Source organism: Agrobacterium tumefaciens str. B6 (assembly GCF_001541315.1).
GTDB lineage: Bacteria > Pseudomonadota > Alphaproteobacteria > Rhizobiales > Rhizobiaceae > Agrobacterium > Agrobacterium radiobacter.
In genome coordinates, this window is sequence record NZ_LMVK01000008.1 from 42916 (window position 1) to 59109 (window position 16194).

Below are 16194 nucleotides of genomic sequence, written 5' to 3' on the forward strand. Positions count from 1 at the left end.
CGCCGCCTCAATACTTTCGCCACGGTGACGTGGTCGGCCTGTAATAGGGCCTGTAGGAAAGGTGGCGCACATAGACCTGGCGCATAAGCGGATCGGCCTTTGCCATCATGCGCAGGACGCCGATCACAACAATCCAGATGGCAGCACCAAAGAGGGCCGAATAGATCGTCAGAACGACGAATATCAGTATAGTTGCCGCGAGCCCGGTGATGAGAACCAGTTCCCGGTCAGCCCCCATGAGAAGGTTCGGGCGTGATAGCGCCCGGTGGATCCGGTTGCGGTGCAGCCCTGACATATTGTCAACCATTTCCTCTCTCCCCCGGCTTCAGGTACTTAAGAGTGGAAATCAGTTCTTGCGGCTCTCCGATCGATGCACCCGTTGCACCGAAGAGACCGACGATCGTCGTGGCGCCAAGCAGAATGCCGGCGACCAGCACGACATACACAAGGCGACGCGCAAAATCGTTGAGTTCGCCGCCGAAGATCAGCATGCCGCCGGCGATTGCGACCGCAGCAAGGGCAATGTAGCCGGCAACGGGGCCGGTGATCGATTCCTGTATCTGCTCGAGCGGTCCTTCCCATGGCAGGCTGCCACCGGAACTGGCAAATGCTGGTGTGACCAGGGTAAGGAGGATCGGGGCGGTGATGAGGGTGTTTTTACGCCACATTGCGTGCCTCCTGTTCTTCGGTGGGTTGATCAGACTGGATTTCGTAGTCGCCGTTGGCAAAACGCTCGACATTGATCACGTCTCGAACCCGGCGACCACGTGACGTTCGCTCGATCGACACGATGAGATCGACAGCGTCACCAATCACGTCATGCATCGGCTGTTGACTGACTTCTGCGGTTAATTGCTCAAAACGTCTCAGGGCAGAGGTTGCGGTATTGGCGTGAACTGTCGCTACACCGCCAGGATGGCCCGTGTTCCATGCCTTAAGCAGAGTTAAAGCGGCTCCGTCACGGACCTCCCCGACGATGATACGATCCGGCCGCAGCCGCATCGTGCTTTTTAACAAGCGGCCCATATCGACCGTGTCACTTGTGTGGAGGAAAACAACGTTGTTGCCGAGACACTGGATTTCGGCGGTATCTTCAAGGATAACCAGTCGATCATCCGGGGCGCTGTTGACGATTTCACCGATGACCGCGTTGGCAAGCGTCGTCTTTCCCGAGCCCGTTCCGCCGGATATGACGATGTTCAGGCGTGAGCTGATCGCGCTCCGGATCTTGCCGACCTGAGCCGCGTTCATGACGCCAGTACGCACGTATTCTTCGAGTGGTATGAGGCGTGATGCCCGGCGGCGGATCGAAAAGGCCGGTCTTGATACGACAGGAGGAAGCAGGCCCTCAAATCGATGGCCGCCAATCGGTAACTCTCCGGAAATGATTGGTTGGTCTGTATCGACTTCCGACCGAAGCGCGTGAGCGATAGTGCCGATCACCATTTCAGCCGCAGCCGCTGACATTTCCCCGACCGCCGTGATGCCTTGACCGACATTTTCAATGAAGAGCCTGCCGTCTGGATTGAGCATAATTTCGGCGACTGCGCTGTCATCAAGTGCGGAGCAAAGCCGATCGCCGAGCGCCTCCTGGAGTTTTCTGACGAGCCTTGAGTGGGAAGGGAGCTGGGTCACAGTCTGCTCCTTAGGCAGGTTGGCAATGGGTGCAGGCAATCATCGACTGATAGTTTTTGGGCCGAAGCCTCGCGAAGATGGCAGGGTCTGCTGAAAGGGTGCCCGCTACTGCGGTCGTGCTCCCGCCTCCACGGAGGTATCGACGCAGAAACGCGAACTCTCGATCATTGCGTCGTGGGAGCGGAGCTCTCCCTCTGGAAGAAGCGATGAGAAGACGTTGGCAATCATTGTAGGGCCGGCTGCCGGAAGCAGGCGCGCGCAACCGATCACACGGTCGTTGTCTGTGACGGCAAGAATGTATGTCGGCCGGAGGTCGTCGAAATGATCTCTTTCATGCCCGCCACGGACGTCGACTTCCCATCCCAGGCGCCCTGAAAAGACTTCCGCTCTGAGCTTGTGCTGCTTCGATAGCAGCTTTCTTTCGGCCTTATTCCGAGGTGTCGCAACCGCCGTAATATACATGAAATTCCCCGTTCTTGATGTTAGCGGGAAATCAGCACATCTCAGAACCGGGCGGCAGTTGATGAATCCTACAAATTCGCATTTTGATGAGTCGCGCGTTTTCAAACTCTCTATGTCGCGCTGAGCGTGCTTCCTAAAAGCTTTGCCCTGTGCGATTGACCCTAGAACAAAGTGGGGTCACGGCGCTGGGGAAATATCATTAGGTATTTGAAAAATAAAACTAAATATCAAGTTCCGTTCAATCGCGCCGTTCCGTGGAGATTGGTCTGTTAAGACTTTGTTAACCCTAAACGGCTGGACGTAAGGCGAGAATCGTGTTGTATCTTTGGCGGGCAATGGTCGGCAAACCGAAGGCTGCCCGCCAAGGGGGCGATATGGCGATAGCGAAAACCGTAGAAGCAACGATCGGTCAGAAGGAGGACGCGGGTGGAAAGATCATGCGTCACGCAGGCCTTCTGTCACAGCAATTGCAGCAGCTTCGCACCCGCATGTATCCTCCGAAGTCGGAGAAGAGCTTGAGGCCCTTCCTTACGAACGAAGTCTCCAAGCTGACATCCATACCCGATTCCACCCTGAAGCTCATGTCGAGCGAAGGACGCGGTCCGATTCCAGGTCGGCTGGAGAATAATCATCGCGTCTATACGCTTGCCCAGATAAACGAGTTGCGCGAATTCTTTGCCAGCCAGAAGCCTTCAGAGGCGCTGAGATTTTTGCCGCGCAGACGCGAGGGTGAACATCTTCAGGTCGTCGCGATCGCCAACTTCAAGGGCGGCAGCGCGAAGACCACGACCTGCGTTCATCTTGCACATTATCTCGCATTACAGGGGTATCGCGTTCTTGCACTTGACCTTGACCCGCAGGCATCGCTTTCTGCTCTCTTCGGTGCGCAGCCCGAATTCGATGTCGGCGCCAACGAGACTATCTACGCGGCTCTTCGTTATGACGACGCCGAGCGTCGCCCGATCCGCGATATCATTCGCAAGACGTACTTCGATGGTATCGACCTGATTCCCGGCAATCTCGAAGTCATGGAGTACGAGCACGAGACACCGCGTGTGCTGGCCCAAAAATCAGGCTCCGGGGCAATCTTCTTTGAGCGACTGAAGCTCGCACTTGCGGAGGTCGATCAGGATTACGATGTCGTTATCCTCGATACACCTCCGTCACTGGGGTTTCTGACGCTCAGTGCAATTTATGCTGCGACCAGCATGATTATCACGGTACATCCGGCGATGCTTGACGTGGCTTCCATGAGCCAGTTCCTGTTGATGATGGGCGATTTGATCAGCGTGCTGAACGAGAATGGAGCACAGCTCGATCAGGATTTCATCCGGTATCTTGTCACCCGCCACGATCCGAACGATGCGCCGCAGTCGCAGGTGGTGGCTATGATGCGCCATCTGTTCGGAACTGATGTGCTTTTACCCACGCTGATTGAAAGCACGGCGGTTGAGGCAGCGGGACTTGCCAAACGGTCCATTTACGAACTTGAGATGGGCCAGATCGGCCGTGATACGCACAAACGCGCACGCGAGGCGGTGGACGCCGTCAACGAGGCGATATTGAAACTTATCAACATCAGTTGGGGACGCACATGACCAGCAAGTCGTCGCGTAAATCCATCGTTGCAAATTTCGGACTGCTGTCGGCGGAGCTCGAAAACCGGCTGTCGACGGACAGTTCTGCCGCCCCGCAACAATCATCATCACCCGCACGTGTTGGCGCTGGCGTCATCGGTGCGGCACATCGGGCAATCGATGACATCAAATCGGAACGCGACCGGCTGAAGGCGCTCGTTGAATCGGGTGGTGGTGCGATCCGGGAACTCGATCCGTTAATGGTCGATCCCTCTCCCTTTCCTGATCGTCTTCCGGACGACGATGCATCGGACTTCGAGACTTTCAGGAACTCCATTCGGTCCGAAGGTCAGAAAGTTCCCATTCAGGTCCGCAAGTCACCATCCTCACCGGATCGCTATCAGGTGATCTACGGCCATCGCCGACTACAGGCAGCCAAAGATCTCGGAATTCCGGTCAGGGCGATCGAAGTCGAGATTTCCGATATCGAGCTTGTCATCGCGCAGGGTATCGAAAATGCCGATCGTCAGGATCTGAGCTGGGTCGAGCGTGCCCTGTTCGCCCGTCGTATGGATGACGCCGACGTGAAGCCTCGCGATATCAAGGCGGCATTGTCGATCGATGATCCGGAGCTTGCGCGAATGCGGGCGGTTTATCGCTCCGTTCCCCTCGATATCATCGAGGCGATCGGTCGGGCTGCCAAGGTCGGCCGTCCGAGATGGGTAGAATTCGCGAAGGTGTTTCCTGAACGGGCTGATCTGCATGAAGAACTGCGTAGAGTGCTGTCAGCCGCCGCAGAGAAGCGGCTGGGGTCAGACCAGAAGTTTCTGGCTGCCTTCAATGCCCTGAAACCTGCAGCAGAGCCCCGGAAGGACGGCAAGAAAATTGCCGGTGCCGCGGGCGAGCCGCTTGGCAGTTTCATGCGGACGCCCAAGGACATTCGCATTTCGGCGGAGACGCCGGCCGGAGCAGAATTCCTCGATTTTATCGAGGCCGAACTGCCCACGCTGGTGGAGCGGTTCGCACGCGAGGGATCCAGGACTTAAATCGAAGCTGACTAGCAGGCTTCGAAATAATTTTTACGGAAGGAAAGTGCGCAAAAGAAAAAGGCCCCCGAAACGTTGCCGTCATGGAAGCCCTTCTCGTTGTGTGAGAACTTGAGAATCGCATTTCCATGAATCCTAGTCAAGAGTCTTTGGCATCGTTTTGGTGAGCGTGGATCTTTTGCCTTTTTGAAAGGTGAGGACATGGAAGGTGGACAAGTGACGACGCCCTTTGGGCGGCGGCCGGTGACCCTTGCGCTTGTGAAGCGGCAGATTGCCACGACCAAGATCGAGGAAGGCAAGTCGGCAGACAAATGGAAAGTCTTTCGCGATGCATCGGAGGCAAGAGAAATGCTCGGTCTGCAGGATCGTAGCCTTGCGGTGCTCGACGCTCTCCTCAGCTTCTATCCCGAGAATGAACTGCGCCAGGACGCGCAACTCATCGTCTTTCCGTCGAACATTCAGCTGTCAATTCGCGCGCATGGCATCGCAGGTGCCACTTTGCGTCGGCATCTTGCTCTTCTCGTTGAGGCCGGCTTAATCATCCGAAAGGATAGTGCGAACGGCAAGCGCTACGCTCGAAAGGATGACGAGGGATCAATCGAACACGCCTTCGGATTCGACATATCGCCGCTTCTTATGCGTGCCGAGGAACTCGCATGTCTGGCCCAGCAGGTTGCCGCTGATCGAATTGCCTTCAGAAGAGCAAAGGAAAGCCTGACGATCTACCGGCGCGATATCCGAAAGCTGATCACCGCTGGCGTTGAAGAGGGAGCCTCAGGCGATTGGGGCGGGCTTGAAGAGCGCTATCTTATGCTCGTCGGGCAAATTCCGCGCAATCCAACACTGAATGAACTTGGCGATCTGGGTGCCGAGATGGACAGTTTGCGAGAGGATATCCTCAAACTCCTGAATTCTGACGATTTTTCTTCAAAAATGATCACCAATGATGCTCAAATTGAGCGTCACATACAGAATTCAAATACCAATCCCCCTAATGAACTTGAACCTAGCTCTCGAAAAGAGCAGGGAGCGAAGCCGAGCGAGAACAAGCAGACGGGACATGTGCCGATCAAGGCTTTTCCTATTGGCCTTGTGTTGCGAGCCTGCCCGGAGATTTCGAACTATGGGCCTGAGGGCCAAATCGGGAGTTGGCGCGAACTCATGACCGCCGCCGTGGTTGTCAGGTCAATGCTTGGGGTTAGTCCCTCGGCATATCAGGAGGCCTGTGAGATAATGGGCCCAGAGAATGCTGCGGTAACCATCGCCTGCATTCTGGAACGTGGTGGCCACATCAATTCACCGGGCGGATATCTCAGGGATTTGACGAACAAGGCAAAGCGCGGTGAATTTTCACTTGGTCCGGTACTTATGGCGCTGTTGCGAGCTGGCGGTCACCAGGTGAAAGCCACGGGATGATGGTTGGCTTGGAGAGGTGATATCGTTATGACGGCCGCAGCCTGGGACTTCGGAGCCGTAGTCAAGGTGGTGAGGCGTTTAACTGCTCACGTCAGGAAGACGGCCATGCCTGTTATCACCACCCGCCCTGCCCTTCATTGACCCGTCCCGTTCACTCCACCGAACTGGTGAATGGGACAAGATCAATCCACGTCCGGTCGATAATTGGTGCGTGCCGCAAAATAAGCCTGCCATTAGTTCGGCAGGCTCGTCCTCCGGAAATCTTCCTAAAATGGTTTTACCCCGCGAAACGCTCAGGACGGAAGGTCGCCAACATCGGATGTTCCGCTCCCGTTGCGATCTCATACGCCAGCAACTCACCAGTGATAAGACCAAGCGTTGCGCCGCTGTGGCTGAAGGCCACGTAATAGCCGGGAATGTCCTTGATGGCTCCAATCACAGGTTCGCCGTCGCCCGGGATCGGTTTCCCGCCAACACCTATCGAAGCGACTTCGAGTTGCGGATTGCCTTCCAACACCTTGGCAGCCTCCACCAGAAGCTCGGCAACAATGCTGTCATCAATCTCGTAGGTGCCGTCTGCGCGTACTGTCACCCCCTCCTCTGCCGCCCAGTCCGCATCCAGCGAGAAGGTGCCGCCAGGCGCGGGGCGAACAGCGACACGCGGTGTATTGAGGACAGCGCGCAGGGGATGGGCGAGCGGCTTGGTCTGCACGAGAAGGGCGATCGGGGTCCCGTCCCCGATGGTCTGCCCGCTTTCCGCAGCCATTTTTGGCACGGCCGGCCCGGTGGCGAGCACGACAGCATCTGCCTGATGGAGGTAACCTTTTGCGGTTTCGGCGCCAACGGCACGACCACCCTCGATCACGACCCGTGCAGCCCCCTGGTCCGTCACCAGAACACCCCCGAGCCCGGAAAACTCCTTGAGAAGCACACCGATCAGTGTCGGCAGGTCGACCCAGCCCTCCCCGGCATTGAAAATAGCACCCTGCGGGGTGATTGCGCCCGCATCGAGACCGGGCGCGACACGGGCGACTTCGGCTGAGGAAAGTCGCTGCGCGTCATAGGCGAGCGAAACCTCGTGGCGATAGGCCGCGTCGATCTCGTTGCGCTCGTCATCCGCATCCCAGGTCAGTCCGCCATCGAAGCGCAGCCATTCCGCATCAGGGTTCTGCGCCGCGAGTGTGCGATAACGGTCGATGCCGGCCATACGCAGCCGATGATAGGGTTCAGAGCGCATGCGCGCCGAGTTCAGCCAGGAGAGCGAGCGGCCGGAGGCACCGTTGGCCGGCGGGCCGTCATTGAGGATCGTGACCTGGATGCCGCGCCGCGCAAGCTGCACGCCGGTGGAAACGCCGAAGATACCGGCACCGATGATGACGGCCGAAGAGATGGTGTTGTCGGTCATGGGGTTGGCTTTCAATCAATTGTCATACGGATGGGGTGAAGCGATCAGGGCTCTTCCCAGTGGCCGCTGGTCGTGGAGCGGAAAAGTGCGTCGATCGCCTTCATGTTCGCGATCGCGTCGCCAAGCCCCGTCTCGAGTGGCTTGCCGGGGAGAACGGCCTCGGCAAATGCATCGACCTGTTCGCGATACTGATCGACCGGCCCGATCGTAATTTCCTCGCGCCCGCCGCCGGCCAGATCGCGGCCATCGTCGAAGATAAGGACAGTCGGCTCATCGGCCGGCGCATTGAAGGGAATGGGGATTTCCAGACGCCCGCGCGTTCCAAGCACTGTGACCTTCTGCGTGAGAGACAGTTGCGTGGAACAGGTAAAGGCAAGCTGCCTTCCCTCTGGAAACGCCAGCAGCCCGCTCGTCAGCCGGTCCGTGCCGAAGACGGGATCGCGCTCCATGAGCGCGATCGCCCGCACCGGTTCCGCGTCGAACAGGAAGCGCGCCGTGTTGATGGCATAACAACCAACGTCGAACAGACCGCCGCCGCCAATATCCACCTGATTGCGCACATTTCCGGGGTCGTCGAGATAATAGGAAAAGATCGTCTGGATGGCTCTGACCTCGCCGAGGCGCCCCTCGGCGATCATCGCGCGCGTCTTCTTCCATTGCGGATGGTGGCGCACCATGAAGGCTTCTGCGACCGGCAGGCCCGCTGCCTTTTGTGCGACCGCCAGTTCCATCGCCTGCGCGGCATCAAGCGCGATTGGCTTCTCGCAGAGCACGGGTTTGCCCTGCGCCAGCGCCTTGATCGTCAGGGGAACATGCAGGTGATTGGGCAACGGGTTGTAGATTGCGTCTATTTCCGGATCGGCGAGCAGATCCTCGTAGCTGCCATAGGATTTGGCGATGCCGAAGCGGGCCGCCATTTCCTTCGCCTTGGCGGCATCGCGCGAGGCGATCGCCGCAACGTGTCCCAGGCGGCTGGACTGGATGGCGGGAATGACCGCCTTGGCGGCGATGCCCGCGCAACCGAGCACGCCCCATCGTATCGTTCTTGTCATCTTTTCTCCTCCCGACGCTCAGAGCACTTCCGCAAGGAAGCGCTGAAGACGCGGGCTCTGCGGATTGTCGAATATCGCCTCCGGCGTGCCGGCTTCCACCACGCGCCCCTCGTCCATGAAGACAACCTGATCGGCGACCCGGCGGGCGAAGCCCATTTCATGCGTGACGACGACCATGGTCATGCCGCGCGTGCCGAGTTCTGCCATCAAGTTGAGCACGCCCTTGACCAGCTCCGGATCAAGCGCACTCGTCACCTCATCGAAGAGGATGACTTCCGGTTCCATCGCGAGCGCACGGGCAATGGCGACGCGCTGCTGCTGCCCGCCGGAAAGACCGCCGGGACGGTGATGCTGGCGGCTCGCAAGACCAACATCGGCAAGCCTTGCCTTGGCAATGCGCTCGGCCTCGGCTGCCGGCAGCCCCTTGATCTTCGTCAGTGACAGCATGACGTTTTCCAGCGCCGTGTGATCCGGAAAGAGGTTGAAATGCTGGAAGACCATGCCGACGCGGCGTCGCAGCGTTTCCGGCTTCATGGCGAGAATGCTTTCACCATCGATGAGAATATCGCCGCTCTTCGGCTCGACCAGACGGTTGAGCCCACGCAACAGGGTCGATTTGCCGGAACCTGACGGGCCGATGATGCAGGTGACGCTGCCCGGTTTTACCGAAAGGTCGACACCCTTCAGCACGTCGAGATCACCATAGGCCATGCCGAGACGGCGCACATCGAGGCTGCCGCCCTTGAAAGAGACACCGGTGGCGCGGGCTGCACTGTCGAGTTCACTAACCTCCTCCAACCCACTGGTGATGGTCGAAGGGCGCTGCTTGCCAATCCGCAGGCGATTGTCGATCGCATTGACGACATGGGTGAGCGGTACGGTGACGATGAGATAAAATACGCCTGCCAGCAGCAGCGGTGAAAGATTGCCTGTCACCACCGCCTGGTCCTGCCCTACGCGAAAGATTTCACGCTCGGAGGCCAGAAGCCCAAGGAAATAGACAAGGCTCGAATCCTTGACGTTGCCGATGAACTGGTTGACGAGGGCCGGCAGCACGCGGCGCACGCCCTGCGGCACGACGATAAGGCGCATGCCCTGGCCGTAGCTCATCGATAGTGCCCGGCAGGCCTCCATCTGGCCACGGTCGACGCTCTGGATACCAGAGCGGAAAATTTCGCCAATATAGGCGCCGGCAATCAGGCTGAGTGCCATAATGCCGAGTGGATAAGGCGACGGGCCAAAGAGTTCGCGGCCGATGCGGGCAAAGCCCTGACCGATCAGGAGGATTGTAACGATGGCCGGCAGGCCACGGAAAATATCGGTATAAAGGCGGGCGGGGATGCGCAGCCAGGGCGAGCGGGAAATGCCCATGATGGCGAGCATCATGCCGATGGCGACGCCAAGCACCGTCGAGGTCGCAGCCAGGATCAGCGTATTCTTCAGGCCAACCGTGATCATGGTCGGCAGCACTTCGGCCATGGCGTTCCAGTCGAGGAAGCTGCGGCGCAGGTTTTCAAGCCAGTTCATCAGGATATCCCTTGAAAGAAAGGCCGGTCCGACCGGTCAAGGCCGGACCGGAAGGCGGCATCACTGCTTGGGAAGATATGCCTGCGGCATCGGCGTGCCGGGGAACCATTTTTCGTGCAGCTTTTTCCAGGTGCCGTCCTGCATGGCCTCTTTCAGGCCCTTGTTGAGCGCCTCGCGCAACGCATCGTTACCCTTGCGGATGACGAAGCCGGCCGGTGCATCGAAGCTCGGAATGTTGACCGCCACCTTCAGCGCCGGGTAACGGGCGGAATAGTCCTTTGCCGCCTCGAAATCGAGGAAATGGGCATCGACCGTGCCGTTGTTGAGGGCGGAAACGGCAGAGTTGTTGTCCGGGAACTTCACGAGATCGGTGCCGGCAAAGTTCTTTTCGGCATAGATTTCCTGCAGCGTGCCCTGCACGACACCGAGACGCTTGCCCTTGAGGCCCGCTGCATCGGTGATGCCGGCCTCCGAAGTAAGGACGCTCAGGAAACCTGCGAGATAACCATCGGAGAAATCAACGGTCTCCTTGCGCTTGGCCGTCGTGCCGATTGCGGCGGCTGCAACATCGAAGCGGCCGTTGGCGACCGAGGGCATCAGGGCCGAGAATTCCTGGCCGGTGAAGACCACCTGCTCCTTCTTGAAGCCAAGGCGTCCAGCGACATTGAGGAGAAGCTCGATGTCGAAGCCGGTAAAGTTACCGTCGGCGGTGGTGAAGGCATAGGGCTTGGCATCGCCCATCGTGCCGACACTGATGGTGGCGGGATCGATGAGGCCAAGCGGATTGTCGGCAAGCGCCGGCGTCGCCGCGCCTGCAAGGACACCGAGCGTGACCGCGATGGCGGTGGCACGGATTTTGGCAAAGGGGGAAGTGAAGGCTTCGGTAAATCGCATTGGTTTCGTCTCCTCTGGTGTCGTTGTCTGCGATGTATTCAAGGCGCACGGGTCCCATCCGGACGGCGGCATAACCTCACCCGCCCGGCCCATGCAGTTCGCATGTCGGAAGTCTTTTAAATATTTGAGACCGGTCTCAATAAGAAAGAGACCGGTCTCTTTGATTATTGGCAATTGTTATCTTCGCATTTGCCAGTCGTCAAGTTCTCTTGTAAGGCTACCGTTTATGGACAAGAGCCTATCTAAAACTCCTTCCGTCACCGTGGCTGACGTCGCGCGCAGGGCCGGCGTCTCGAAGGCAACGGCTGCGCGCGTACTTGGCGGCTACGGAACTGTCAGCGACCGGGTGCGCGAGGCCGTCACCGCCGCCGCTGATTACCTCGACTATCGCCCCAACGAGCTTGCCCGCAGCATGACCACGGGCCGTTCCGGCACGATCGGCGTTGTAGTGGGGGATATCGAGAACCCCTTCTTCAGCCTCGCCGTACGCGGCATCACGGATATCGCGCGGCAGGCAGGCTTTACCGTCATTCTCATCAATTCGGGCGAGGACGCGACAGCGGAGAAGGCCGCGATCCGTACATTGCTTGCCAAACGCGTCGATGGCCTGATTGTCTCCCCCGCCAAGGAGAATGATGTCGATCACCTCAGGGAAGCCATCCGGTCCGGCTTGCCACTCGCGTTACTCGACCGTTGCGGCGAGGCGTTGGACGTAGACACTGTCATCGCCGACGACCAGAATGCGGCGGAGACTATTACCCGCCAGTTGATCACACTTGGCCACCGCCGCATCGCCTATCTTACCGCCTGCGACACACCGGATCATCGCTTCCATACGCCGCGGGACATCAGCACCGGTTCCGTGCGGCGCCGCATCGAAGGGTATCTTGGTGTCTGCCGTGAGGCTGGCCTTATCGGTATGGAGGACTGGGTGAAGGTTGGGGCCGTTACGCCGGAACGCACGCACCGGATCGTTATCGAAATGCTCCAGTCGGGAGACCGTCCGACGGCGATCATTGCATCGGACAGTATAATCGGTCTTGAAGTGTTCAGGGCACATCGTGAATTGGGATTAAATATTCCGGGTGATCTATCTCTGGTGTCGTTCCACGACGCGGACTGGACGTCTGTAACCACCCCCCCGGTTACTGTCGTGCGGCAACCCGTCTACGAACTGGGAGCGACGGCGGCCAAGCTCCTAGTTGAGCGATTAAATGGCGAAGATCGGGCCGCCCGCAAGGTGGTTCTAAAAACCGAGGTCGTTGAACGCGCTTCCACGCAAGCCATTTGACATTAACCGTCGCCCCTGTCCCGTGGATTTCCACGTTGCTTCCGTTTCTGGCATGGCCGCGCCGTACTCAATCATCGCAGGACGAACGTGCGGCCTTTTTGGGGCGATACTGTCGAAGACGCACCAGCCACCAGGGGCAGCCGGTTTGGAAACGGATTCGATCTCCTCGTCACCGCAGACGAAATAGTAATCTTTTGATGCACCGTGCAGACAAATGTATCCTGGCGGCGTGTTGAAAGCTTCTGTAGGCCTCACGAGAGAGGCATACCGTTGCACGCCCCTCCCCTTCTCCGGTATTGACCACGCGGTGGTATCACTGATGGGTAAGTCACTTCCACCTATCTTGCAGTTGCGCGTTGTTAAAGAACTGGCGTTTCGGACGTTCCCGGCGCATTTCCCGTTTACGGCGAATAAAATGACACCGGGCGAGTTTGAAGAGTTCCACGGTCGCGGCGAACCTCGTCATCCCGCAACGGTTTTTATGACAATACCGGGGGGCTGGCGCTTATGCCGTAATGGGGTTGCGTATAGGTGGGTCATTGCAGCGGATACGTTTCGCGAGCAGCTCACACCTTCTCGCAAGTGGATGTGCCGCCTTGGTTTACCGCGGCTGATACCGCCGTTCTGGTTCGCGCTCGACCGGAGAGATTCGCCTTGGTGGAGCGCCAAAATTGAGCCCGTTGTTCGTCCACATTGTAGACATGCCGGCACTTGGGAAGTGGCTCCTTTGGCAGCGTACTATCATGCCGGTCAGTGGCCCCTCCCTGCCCGCCTTCCCTCCCCTGTCCCTGCGAAAGTATGTCGGCTCTCTTTTGTGGCCGAGCTATGCCAAGCGGTGTTTCTCGCAAGGCGATATTGATCTCTTCGGCATCTCTGCTCCACCTGAGCTGCGTTCCAAGCGAATGTTTCACTTTTGCAAACCTTGTCAGCTGACAAGGTTTTTGGTGCGGTGTGCCAATTGATTCCTAGTTCGCCCGGGTTCTCTCGGCGCAACTCCGTTGGCTTCGGGGGCTAACAAGGGCGGGCTCAGTGCTTTGAAAACCTTGTCAGCTGACAAGGTTTTCCAGAGGTGCCTTCCAAGCCAGGCAGTGAAGACCGCACCCACTGGTATCAAGAAACGAACATGCCGTCGACTGAAGGGACTTATTCAAGGTAACGATGACATACATGTGGCCGCGCTTGTAGAATCCGACCTGCCGTGGTCGAGGCGCTTGCACTTTCCCGGCGCGCCACCCCACTTGGCAATGTCGGGCAGTCCAGATGGCGCGGCATTTGTCCCGTCTGCCTGGAGGGCGATTGGCAAAGCGGCCGCGATCAATACGTTCGCAGACGCTGGTCGCACTCCGAGACCGTGGCTTGCCCCACCCACCGAGTTTGCCTGCGCTTCTCCTGCATGAAATGTTTCACGCGATACGACTTCCGGTTCGAATATCAGGATGGATTGGCCGAGCTGATTTGCTCCGGCTGCCTGGTACCTTTTTGAGGTCCGTCACGCCGACCTGCCCATCGCGACGATGGAGGCGACCGATGATGCCGAGAAGGGAAGGAGCGGGCTACGCCTTGGAGCGACCCTGCGAACAGGTCGCGTAAAACGACGACCTCTGCATATTCGTGCTCAGTGGCGGATAAGGCCGAGCCGTTGCGCTTCATCCAGCGGGTGGCGGACTGACGACGGTCGCCATTTGCGTCCACCGCGCGCGGGCCGCTCCCCAATTTGATCCACCTGGCCGGCAATATCGCGCAACGAAAGGCTGGGATCAGCGATAGCAATCGCCGCGACGAGCTTCATCAGGTTATCTTCGGGTACTCACCGAGGCGGGCGAGCCAAGAGGTCCGGTTCGGCCAGGTTCTCGCGGACCATACGATGCACGGCGCGGCGAAGCCTCTCCACTGTCCAGTCATGGACGCGGCGATTAAGGGCCCGCGCGACATTGTCCCAGCTGTGTTTCGGACGAAGTTGCCGCACGGTTGGCAGCCAGGTCTGGGCAGACGAGATCAGCTCGTCGAGATAGAGTTTCTCCCGAGCCTTTGAGACCGCCTTGATTGCTTCCGGACATCGTTCGCGAAGACCAAGATTGCCTGGTAACTTCCCACGAGCCTTTGCTACTTTGATGGCGGCTCAGGTTCGCTCCGCCATCGGCGCGCGTTCGAGCTGTGCGACGGCTCCGAGGACTTGAAGCGAAAACATTCCAGGTGGCGTCGACGTGTCGATGGGATCGCGGATGGACCTGAAATGGACGCCGCGTTCTTCCAGGTCCTCGATCACCTGCAACAGATGGTTGACCCAACGGGCGAGGCGATTAAGGCAGACAACGACAAGCACGTCGCCGGTGGCGAGTTCGCCGAACAGTCTCGTCAGAACCGGCCGGGCACGTGACGCGCCGGATCCGTGCTCCTGAAAAATCCGCTCACAGCCAGCGGCGCGCAATTTGTCCATCTGCGCATCCTGGACCTGATCTTCGGTCGAGACGCGTGCATAGCCGGTAAGCCGTTTGGGTGCTGACGAAGGGTTTTCGCTGGCCGTTTTACCATGGTTTTCTCACGCGTTTTCAGGTGCTTTGTACAGATAAGGAATGCGCGGGAAAATGAACAGTTGCAAGTGTGTTTTCTGACCTGAATGCGGCCCTGTCAGACGCGAAACGTGGCGTCGAACGACACCGGCTACGAACAGATTGAAATGCGCTCTGATGGCCGTCTATGGCGGAAATTGCTTAAAGTATGATGTTCGGGGAGGGGATGTGTTGGCCTCCACGCGGAACGAACATGCATGATGACCAAACCACAGGGCGCCAAATCAGAAATACTGCATAGCCATCAAGATGGTATCTGCCATCTTCATGCTACTTCAATTTAAGTTACTGTGGATCCAGAGAAAGGAGCACTCAATGGTAACACCGCAACTATCTGTCCGCAGTTCCAAAGCGCGCGACCTTGCCCATAAGCTTGCTCGCCGAGAAAATCGCACGATTGCCGATATCGTCGAGCGCGCGCTCGAAACCTATGAGGCTCGTGAGGCAGGACGTGAACCCGCTGCGAAATTCTATAGTCGTCTTTCATCGCAGTCGGGTACGGATATCGATTTCGACAGTATCATCGATGAAAACAGACGCACTCACAAAGGCGTCGAGCTTTGATTTTCTCGACACGAATGCGATGTCGGAGACTTTGAAGAGAGCTCCCGATTCTTCGGTCATAGCATGGCTGGTTCGACACGACGCCGAATTGGCATTGCCGACGGTCGCCGTTGCTGAGATCGCTTTTGGTATTCAAAAGATCAGGCCGGATCAGCGCGCCGATCGCCTGGAAGAAGGACTTGTGTGCTGGCGTCGCCGGTTCTCCGACAGGATGTTTGCCTTCACGGAAGAAGCAGCATTGGCCTATGGCGATATCATGGGAGACGCTGCGCGGCAGGGGAGGGGGATGTCGGCTCCGGACGGCATGATCGCGGCGATAGCGCGGATCAATGGCGGCCGGTTGGCGGCCCGAAACCTCAAAGATTTCGAGACAACAGGGCTCGAATTGATGTCGCCCTGGCAATTCTGACAGTGAGACCCGATCTACAACAGTCGGGCCGCTCGCCCGCTTCTGCGGGTAGCACTGTTATAATAGCTGGATGCTTGCTGGACGGATCGGTGGCGTAAGCTTTGCGTGTATTAGCGGAACTGGCCGCTGCGACGTAGCCCCTGGCACGATCGGCAAGGGTGGCGAGATGAGCCGGTGTCTCGTCCTCGCCGAGAAGAGAGGGGAGGTGGCCGTCGCGCGCACCTCCGGCGCGGAAACACCGTGCCCAAGCCCCGGGCTGAGAGAGGGCGCTGAGGTCTCCTCGACATGAATTTCGGTGTTTTGCTCGATGATTTGGGCCATTCCTCTATAATGACAAAGACGTCCG

General features: G+C 58.3%; 15 protein-coding genes and 2 pseudogenes. 7 read left to right on the top strand and 10 right to left on the bottom strand.

From position 1 onward, the window contains the following. Positions 1–7 precede the first annotated feature (7 nt). The 4 genes from ASB65_RS07970 to ASB65_RS07985 all read right to left on the bottom strand — a co-directional run bounded on the left by ASB65_RS07970 (position 8) and on the right by ASB65_RS07985 (position 2097). On the bottom strand, positions 8–307 hold the full coding sequence (locus ASB65_RS07970) for a conjugal transfer protein TrbD (RefSeq protein WP_060723572.1): 300 nt from the start codon (positions 305–307) through the stop codon (positions 8–10). Then, the gene (locus ASB65_RS07975; protein ID WP_060723573.1) at positions 300–668 is read right to left on the bottom strand and encodes a TrbC/VirB2 family protein; all 369 of its coding nucleotides are present in this window, start codon (positions 666–668) and stop codon (positions 300–302) included. The genes ASB65_RS07970 and ASB65_RS07975 overlap by 8 nt, the downstream gene beginning before the upstream one ends. Next, entirely contained in the window at positions 658–1635 is a 978-nt protein-coding gene (gene trbB / locus ASB65_RS07980) for a P-type conjugative transfer ATPase TrbB (protein ID WP_060723574.1), read from the bottom strand. The genes ASB65_RS07975 and trbB overlap by 11 nt, the downstream gene beginning before the upstream one ends. A 105-nt stretch (positions 1636–1740) precedes the next feature. Continuing rightward, complete coding sequence (locus ASB65_RS07985; protein ID WP_060723575.1) at positions 1741–2097, bottom strand: acyl-homoserine-lactone synthase; 357 nt, start codon at positions 2095–2097, stop codon at positions 1741–1743. Positions 2098–2471: 374 nt separating this feature from the next. Here ASB65_RS07985 and repA point away from each other — a divergent pair, with 374 nt between their 5' ends. The 3 genes from repA to repC all read left to right on the top strand — a co-directional run bounded on the left by repA (position 2472) and on the right by repC (position 6136). After that, positions 2472–3695: a plasmid partitioning protein RepA gene (gene repA / locus ASB65_RS07990; protein ID WP_060723646.1), complete on the top strand. Its 1224-nt coding sequence runs from the start codon at positions 2472–2474 to the stop codon at positions 3693–3695. Continuing rightward, a complete protein-coding gene (repB, locus tag ASB65_RS07995; RefSeq protein ID WP_060723576.1) occupies positions 3692–4720 on the top strand; it encodes a plasmid partitioning protein RepB in 1029 nt (342 codons plus the stop codon). The genes repA and repB overlap by 4 nt, the downstream gene beginning before the upstream one ends. A 201-nt stretch (positions 4721–4921) precedes the next feature. Continuing rightward, on the top strand, positions 4922–6136 hold the full coding sequence (gene repC / locus ASB65_RS08000; protein WP_060723577.1) for a plasmid replication protein RepC: 1215 nt from the start codon (positions 4922–4924) through the stop codon (positions 6134–6136). A 277-nt stretch (positions 6137–6413) separates the two neighbouring features. On the opposite strand, the gene ASB65_RS08005 is transcribed toward repC, so the two are convergent. The 4 genes from ASB65_RS08005 to ASB65_RS08020 are packed head-to-tail and all read right to left on the bottom strand — an operon-like array spanning position 6414 to position 11014. Next, positions 6414–7541, bottom strand: coding sequence for an NAD(P)/FAD-dependent oxidoreductase (locus tag ASB65_RS08005; protein ID WP_060723578.1), 1128 nt, complete (start codon positions 7539–7541; stop codon positions 6414–6416). 44 nt (positions 7542–7585) lie between these two features. After that, complete coding sequence (locus tag ASB65_RS08010; protein ID WP_060723579.1) at positions 7586–8593, bottom strand: Gfo/Idh/MocA family protein; 1008 nt, start codon at positions 8591–8593, stop codon at positions 7586–7588. An 18-nt stretch (positions 8594–8611) separates the two neighbouring features. Further along, positions 8612–10120, bottom strand: a complete 1509-nt coding sequence (locus ASB65_RS29075) for an amino acid ABC transporter permease/ATP-binding protein (protein ID WP_060723580.1) — start codon at positions 10118–10120, stop codon at positions 8612–8614. Positions 10121–10180: 60 nt separating this feature from the next. Next, positions 10181–11014 (bottom strand): ABC transporter substrate-binding protein, encoded by an 834-nt coding sequence (locus ASB65_RS08020; RefSeq protein ID WP_060723581.1) that lies wholly within the window; start codon positions 11012–11014, stop codon positions 10181–10183. Positions 11015–11240: 226 nt separating this feature from the next. Between ASB65_RS08020 and ASB65_RS08025 the strand changes: the two genes are divergently transcribed. Both ASB65_RS08025 and ASB65_RS29190 read left to right on the top strand, forming a co-directional pair. Further along, a complete protein-coding gene (locus ASB65_RS08025) occupies positions 11241–12305 on the top strand; it encodes a LacI family DNA-binding transcriptional regulator (protein ID WP_060723582.1) in 1065 nt (354 codons plus the stop codon). A 1198-nt stretch (positions 12306–13503) separates the two neighbouring features. Next, entirely contained in the window at positions 13504–13788 is a 285-nt protein-coding gene (locus ASB65_RS29190; protein WP_153463961.1) for a TniQ family protein, read from the top strand. Between the two features lie 132 nt (positions 13789–13920). Here the strand turns inward: ASB65_RS29190 and ASB65_RS08030 are convergent. Then, a pseudogene (locus ASB65_RS08030) lies at positions 13921–14817 on the bottom strand (recombinase family protein); the annotation flags it as partial. A gap of 373 nt (positions 14818–15190) precedes the next feature. Here ASB65_RS08030 and ASB65_RS08035 point away from each other — a divergent pair. Both ASB65_RS08035 and ASB65_RS08040 read left to right on the top strand, forming a co-directional pair. Continuing rightward, entirely contained in the window at positions 15191–15439 is a 249-nt protein-coding gene (locus tag ASB65_RS08035; RefSeq protein ID WP_060723583.1) for a type II toxin-antitoxin system VapB family antitoxin, read from the top strand. Further along, positions 15402–15848 (top strand): PIN domain-containing protein, encoded by a 447-nt coding sequence (locus ASB65_RS08040; protein ID WP_060723584.1) that lies wholly within the window; start codon positions 15402–15404, stop codon positions 15846–15848. Before ASB65_RS08035 ends, ASB65_RS08040 begins: the two co-directional genes overlap by 38 nt. Before the next feature lie 85 nt (positions 15849–15933). Here the strand turns inward: ASB65_RS08040 and ASB65_RS28860 are convergent. Then, positions 15934–16169 (bottom strand): annotated as a pseudogene (locus ASB65_RS28860) (integrase); the annotation flags it as partial. Between the last annotated feature and the right edge of the window lie 25 nt (positions 16170–16194).

What these genes read in the sequence shown, in the direction of transcription:
- ASB65_RS29075 (WP_060723580.1), bottom strand. Translation starts at nt 10,120, where the DNA reads ATGAACTGGCTTGAAAACCTGCGCCGCAGCTTCCTCGACTGGAACGCC.
- ASB65_RS08035 (WP_060723583.1), top strand. Translation starts at nt 15,191, where the DNA reads ATGGTAACACCGCAACTATCTGTCCGCAGTTCCAAAGCGCGCGACCTT.
- ASB65_RS08040 (WP_060723584.1), top strand. Translation starts at nt 15,402, where the DNA reads ATGAAAACAGACGCACTCACAAAGGCGTCGAGCTTTGATTTTCTCGAC.
- ASB65_RS07975 (WP_060723573.1), bottom strand. Translation starts at nt 668, where the DNA reads ATGTGGCGTAAAAACACCCTCATCACCGCCCCGATCCTCCTTACCCTG.
- ASB65_RS08005 (WP_060723578.1), bottom strand. Translation starts at nt 7,541, where the DNA reads ATGACCGACAACACCATCTCTTCGGCCGTCATCATCGGTGCCGGTATC.
- repA (WP_060723646.1), top strand. Translation starts at nt 2,472, where the DNA reads ATGGCGATAGCGAAAACCGTAGAAGCAACGATCGGTCAGAAGGAGGAC.
- repB (WP_060723576.1), top strand. Translation starts at nt 3,692, where the DNA reads ATGACCAGCAAGTCGTCGCGTAAATCCATCGTTGCAAATTTCGGACTG.
- ASB65_RS08020 (WP_060723581.1), bottom strand. Translation starts at nt 11,014, where the DNA reads ATGCGATTTACCGAAGCCTTCACTTCCCCCTTTGCCAAAATCCGTGCC.
- ASB65_RS07970 (WP_060723572.1), bottom strand. Translation starts at nt 307, where the DNA reads ATGGTTGACAATATGTCAGGGCTGCACCGCAACCGGATCCACCGGGCG.
- repC (WP_060723577.1), top strand. Translation starts at nt 4,922, where the DNA reads ATGGAAGGTGGACAAGTGACGACGCCCTTTGGGCGGCGGCCGGTGACC.
- ASB65_RS07985 (WP_060723575.1), bottom strand. Translation starts at nt 2,097, where the DNA reads ATGTATATTACGGCGGTTGCGACACCTCGGAATAAGGCCGAAAGAAAG.
- ASB65_RS08025 (WP_060723582.1), top strand. Translation starts at nt 11,241, where the DNA reads ATGGACAAGAGCCTATCTAAAACTCCTTCCGTCACCGTGGCTGACGTC.
- ASB65_RS08010 (WP_060723579.1), bottom strand. Translation starts at nt 8,593, where the DNA reads ATGACAAGAACGATACGATGGGGCGTGCTCGGTTGCGCGGGCATCGCC.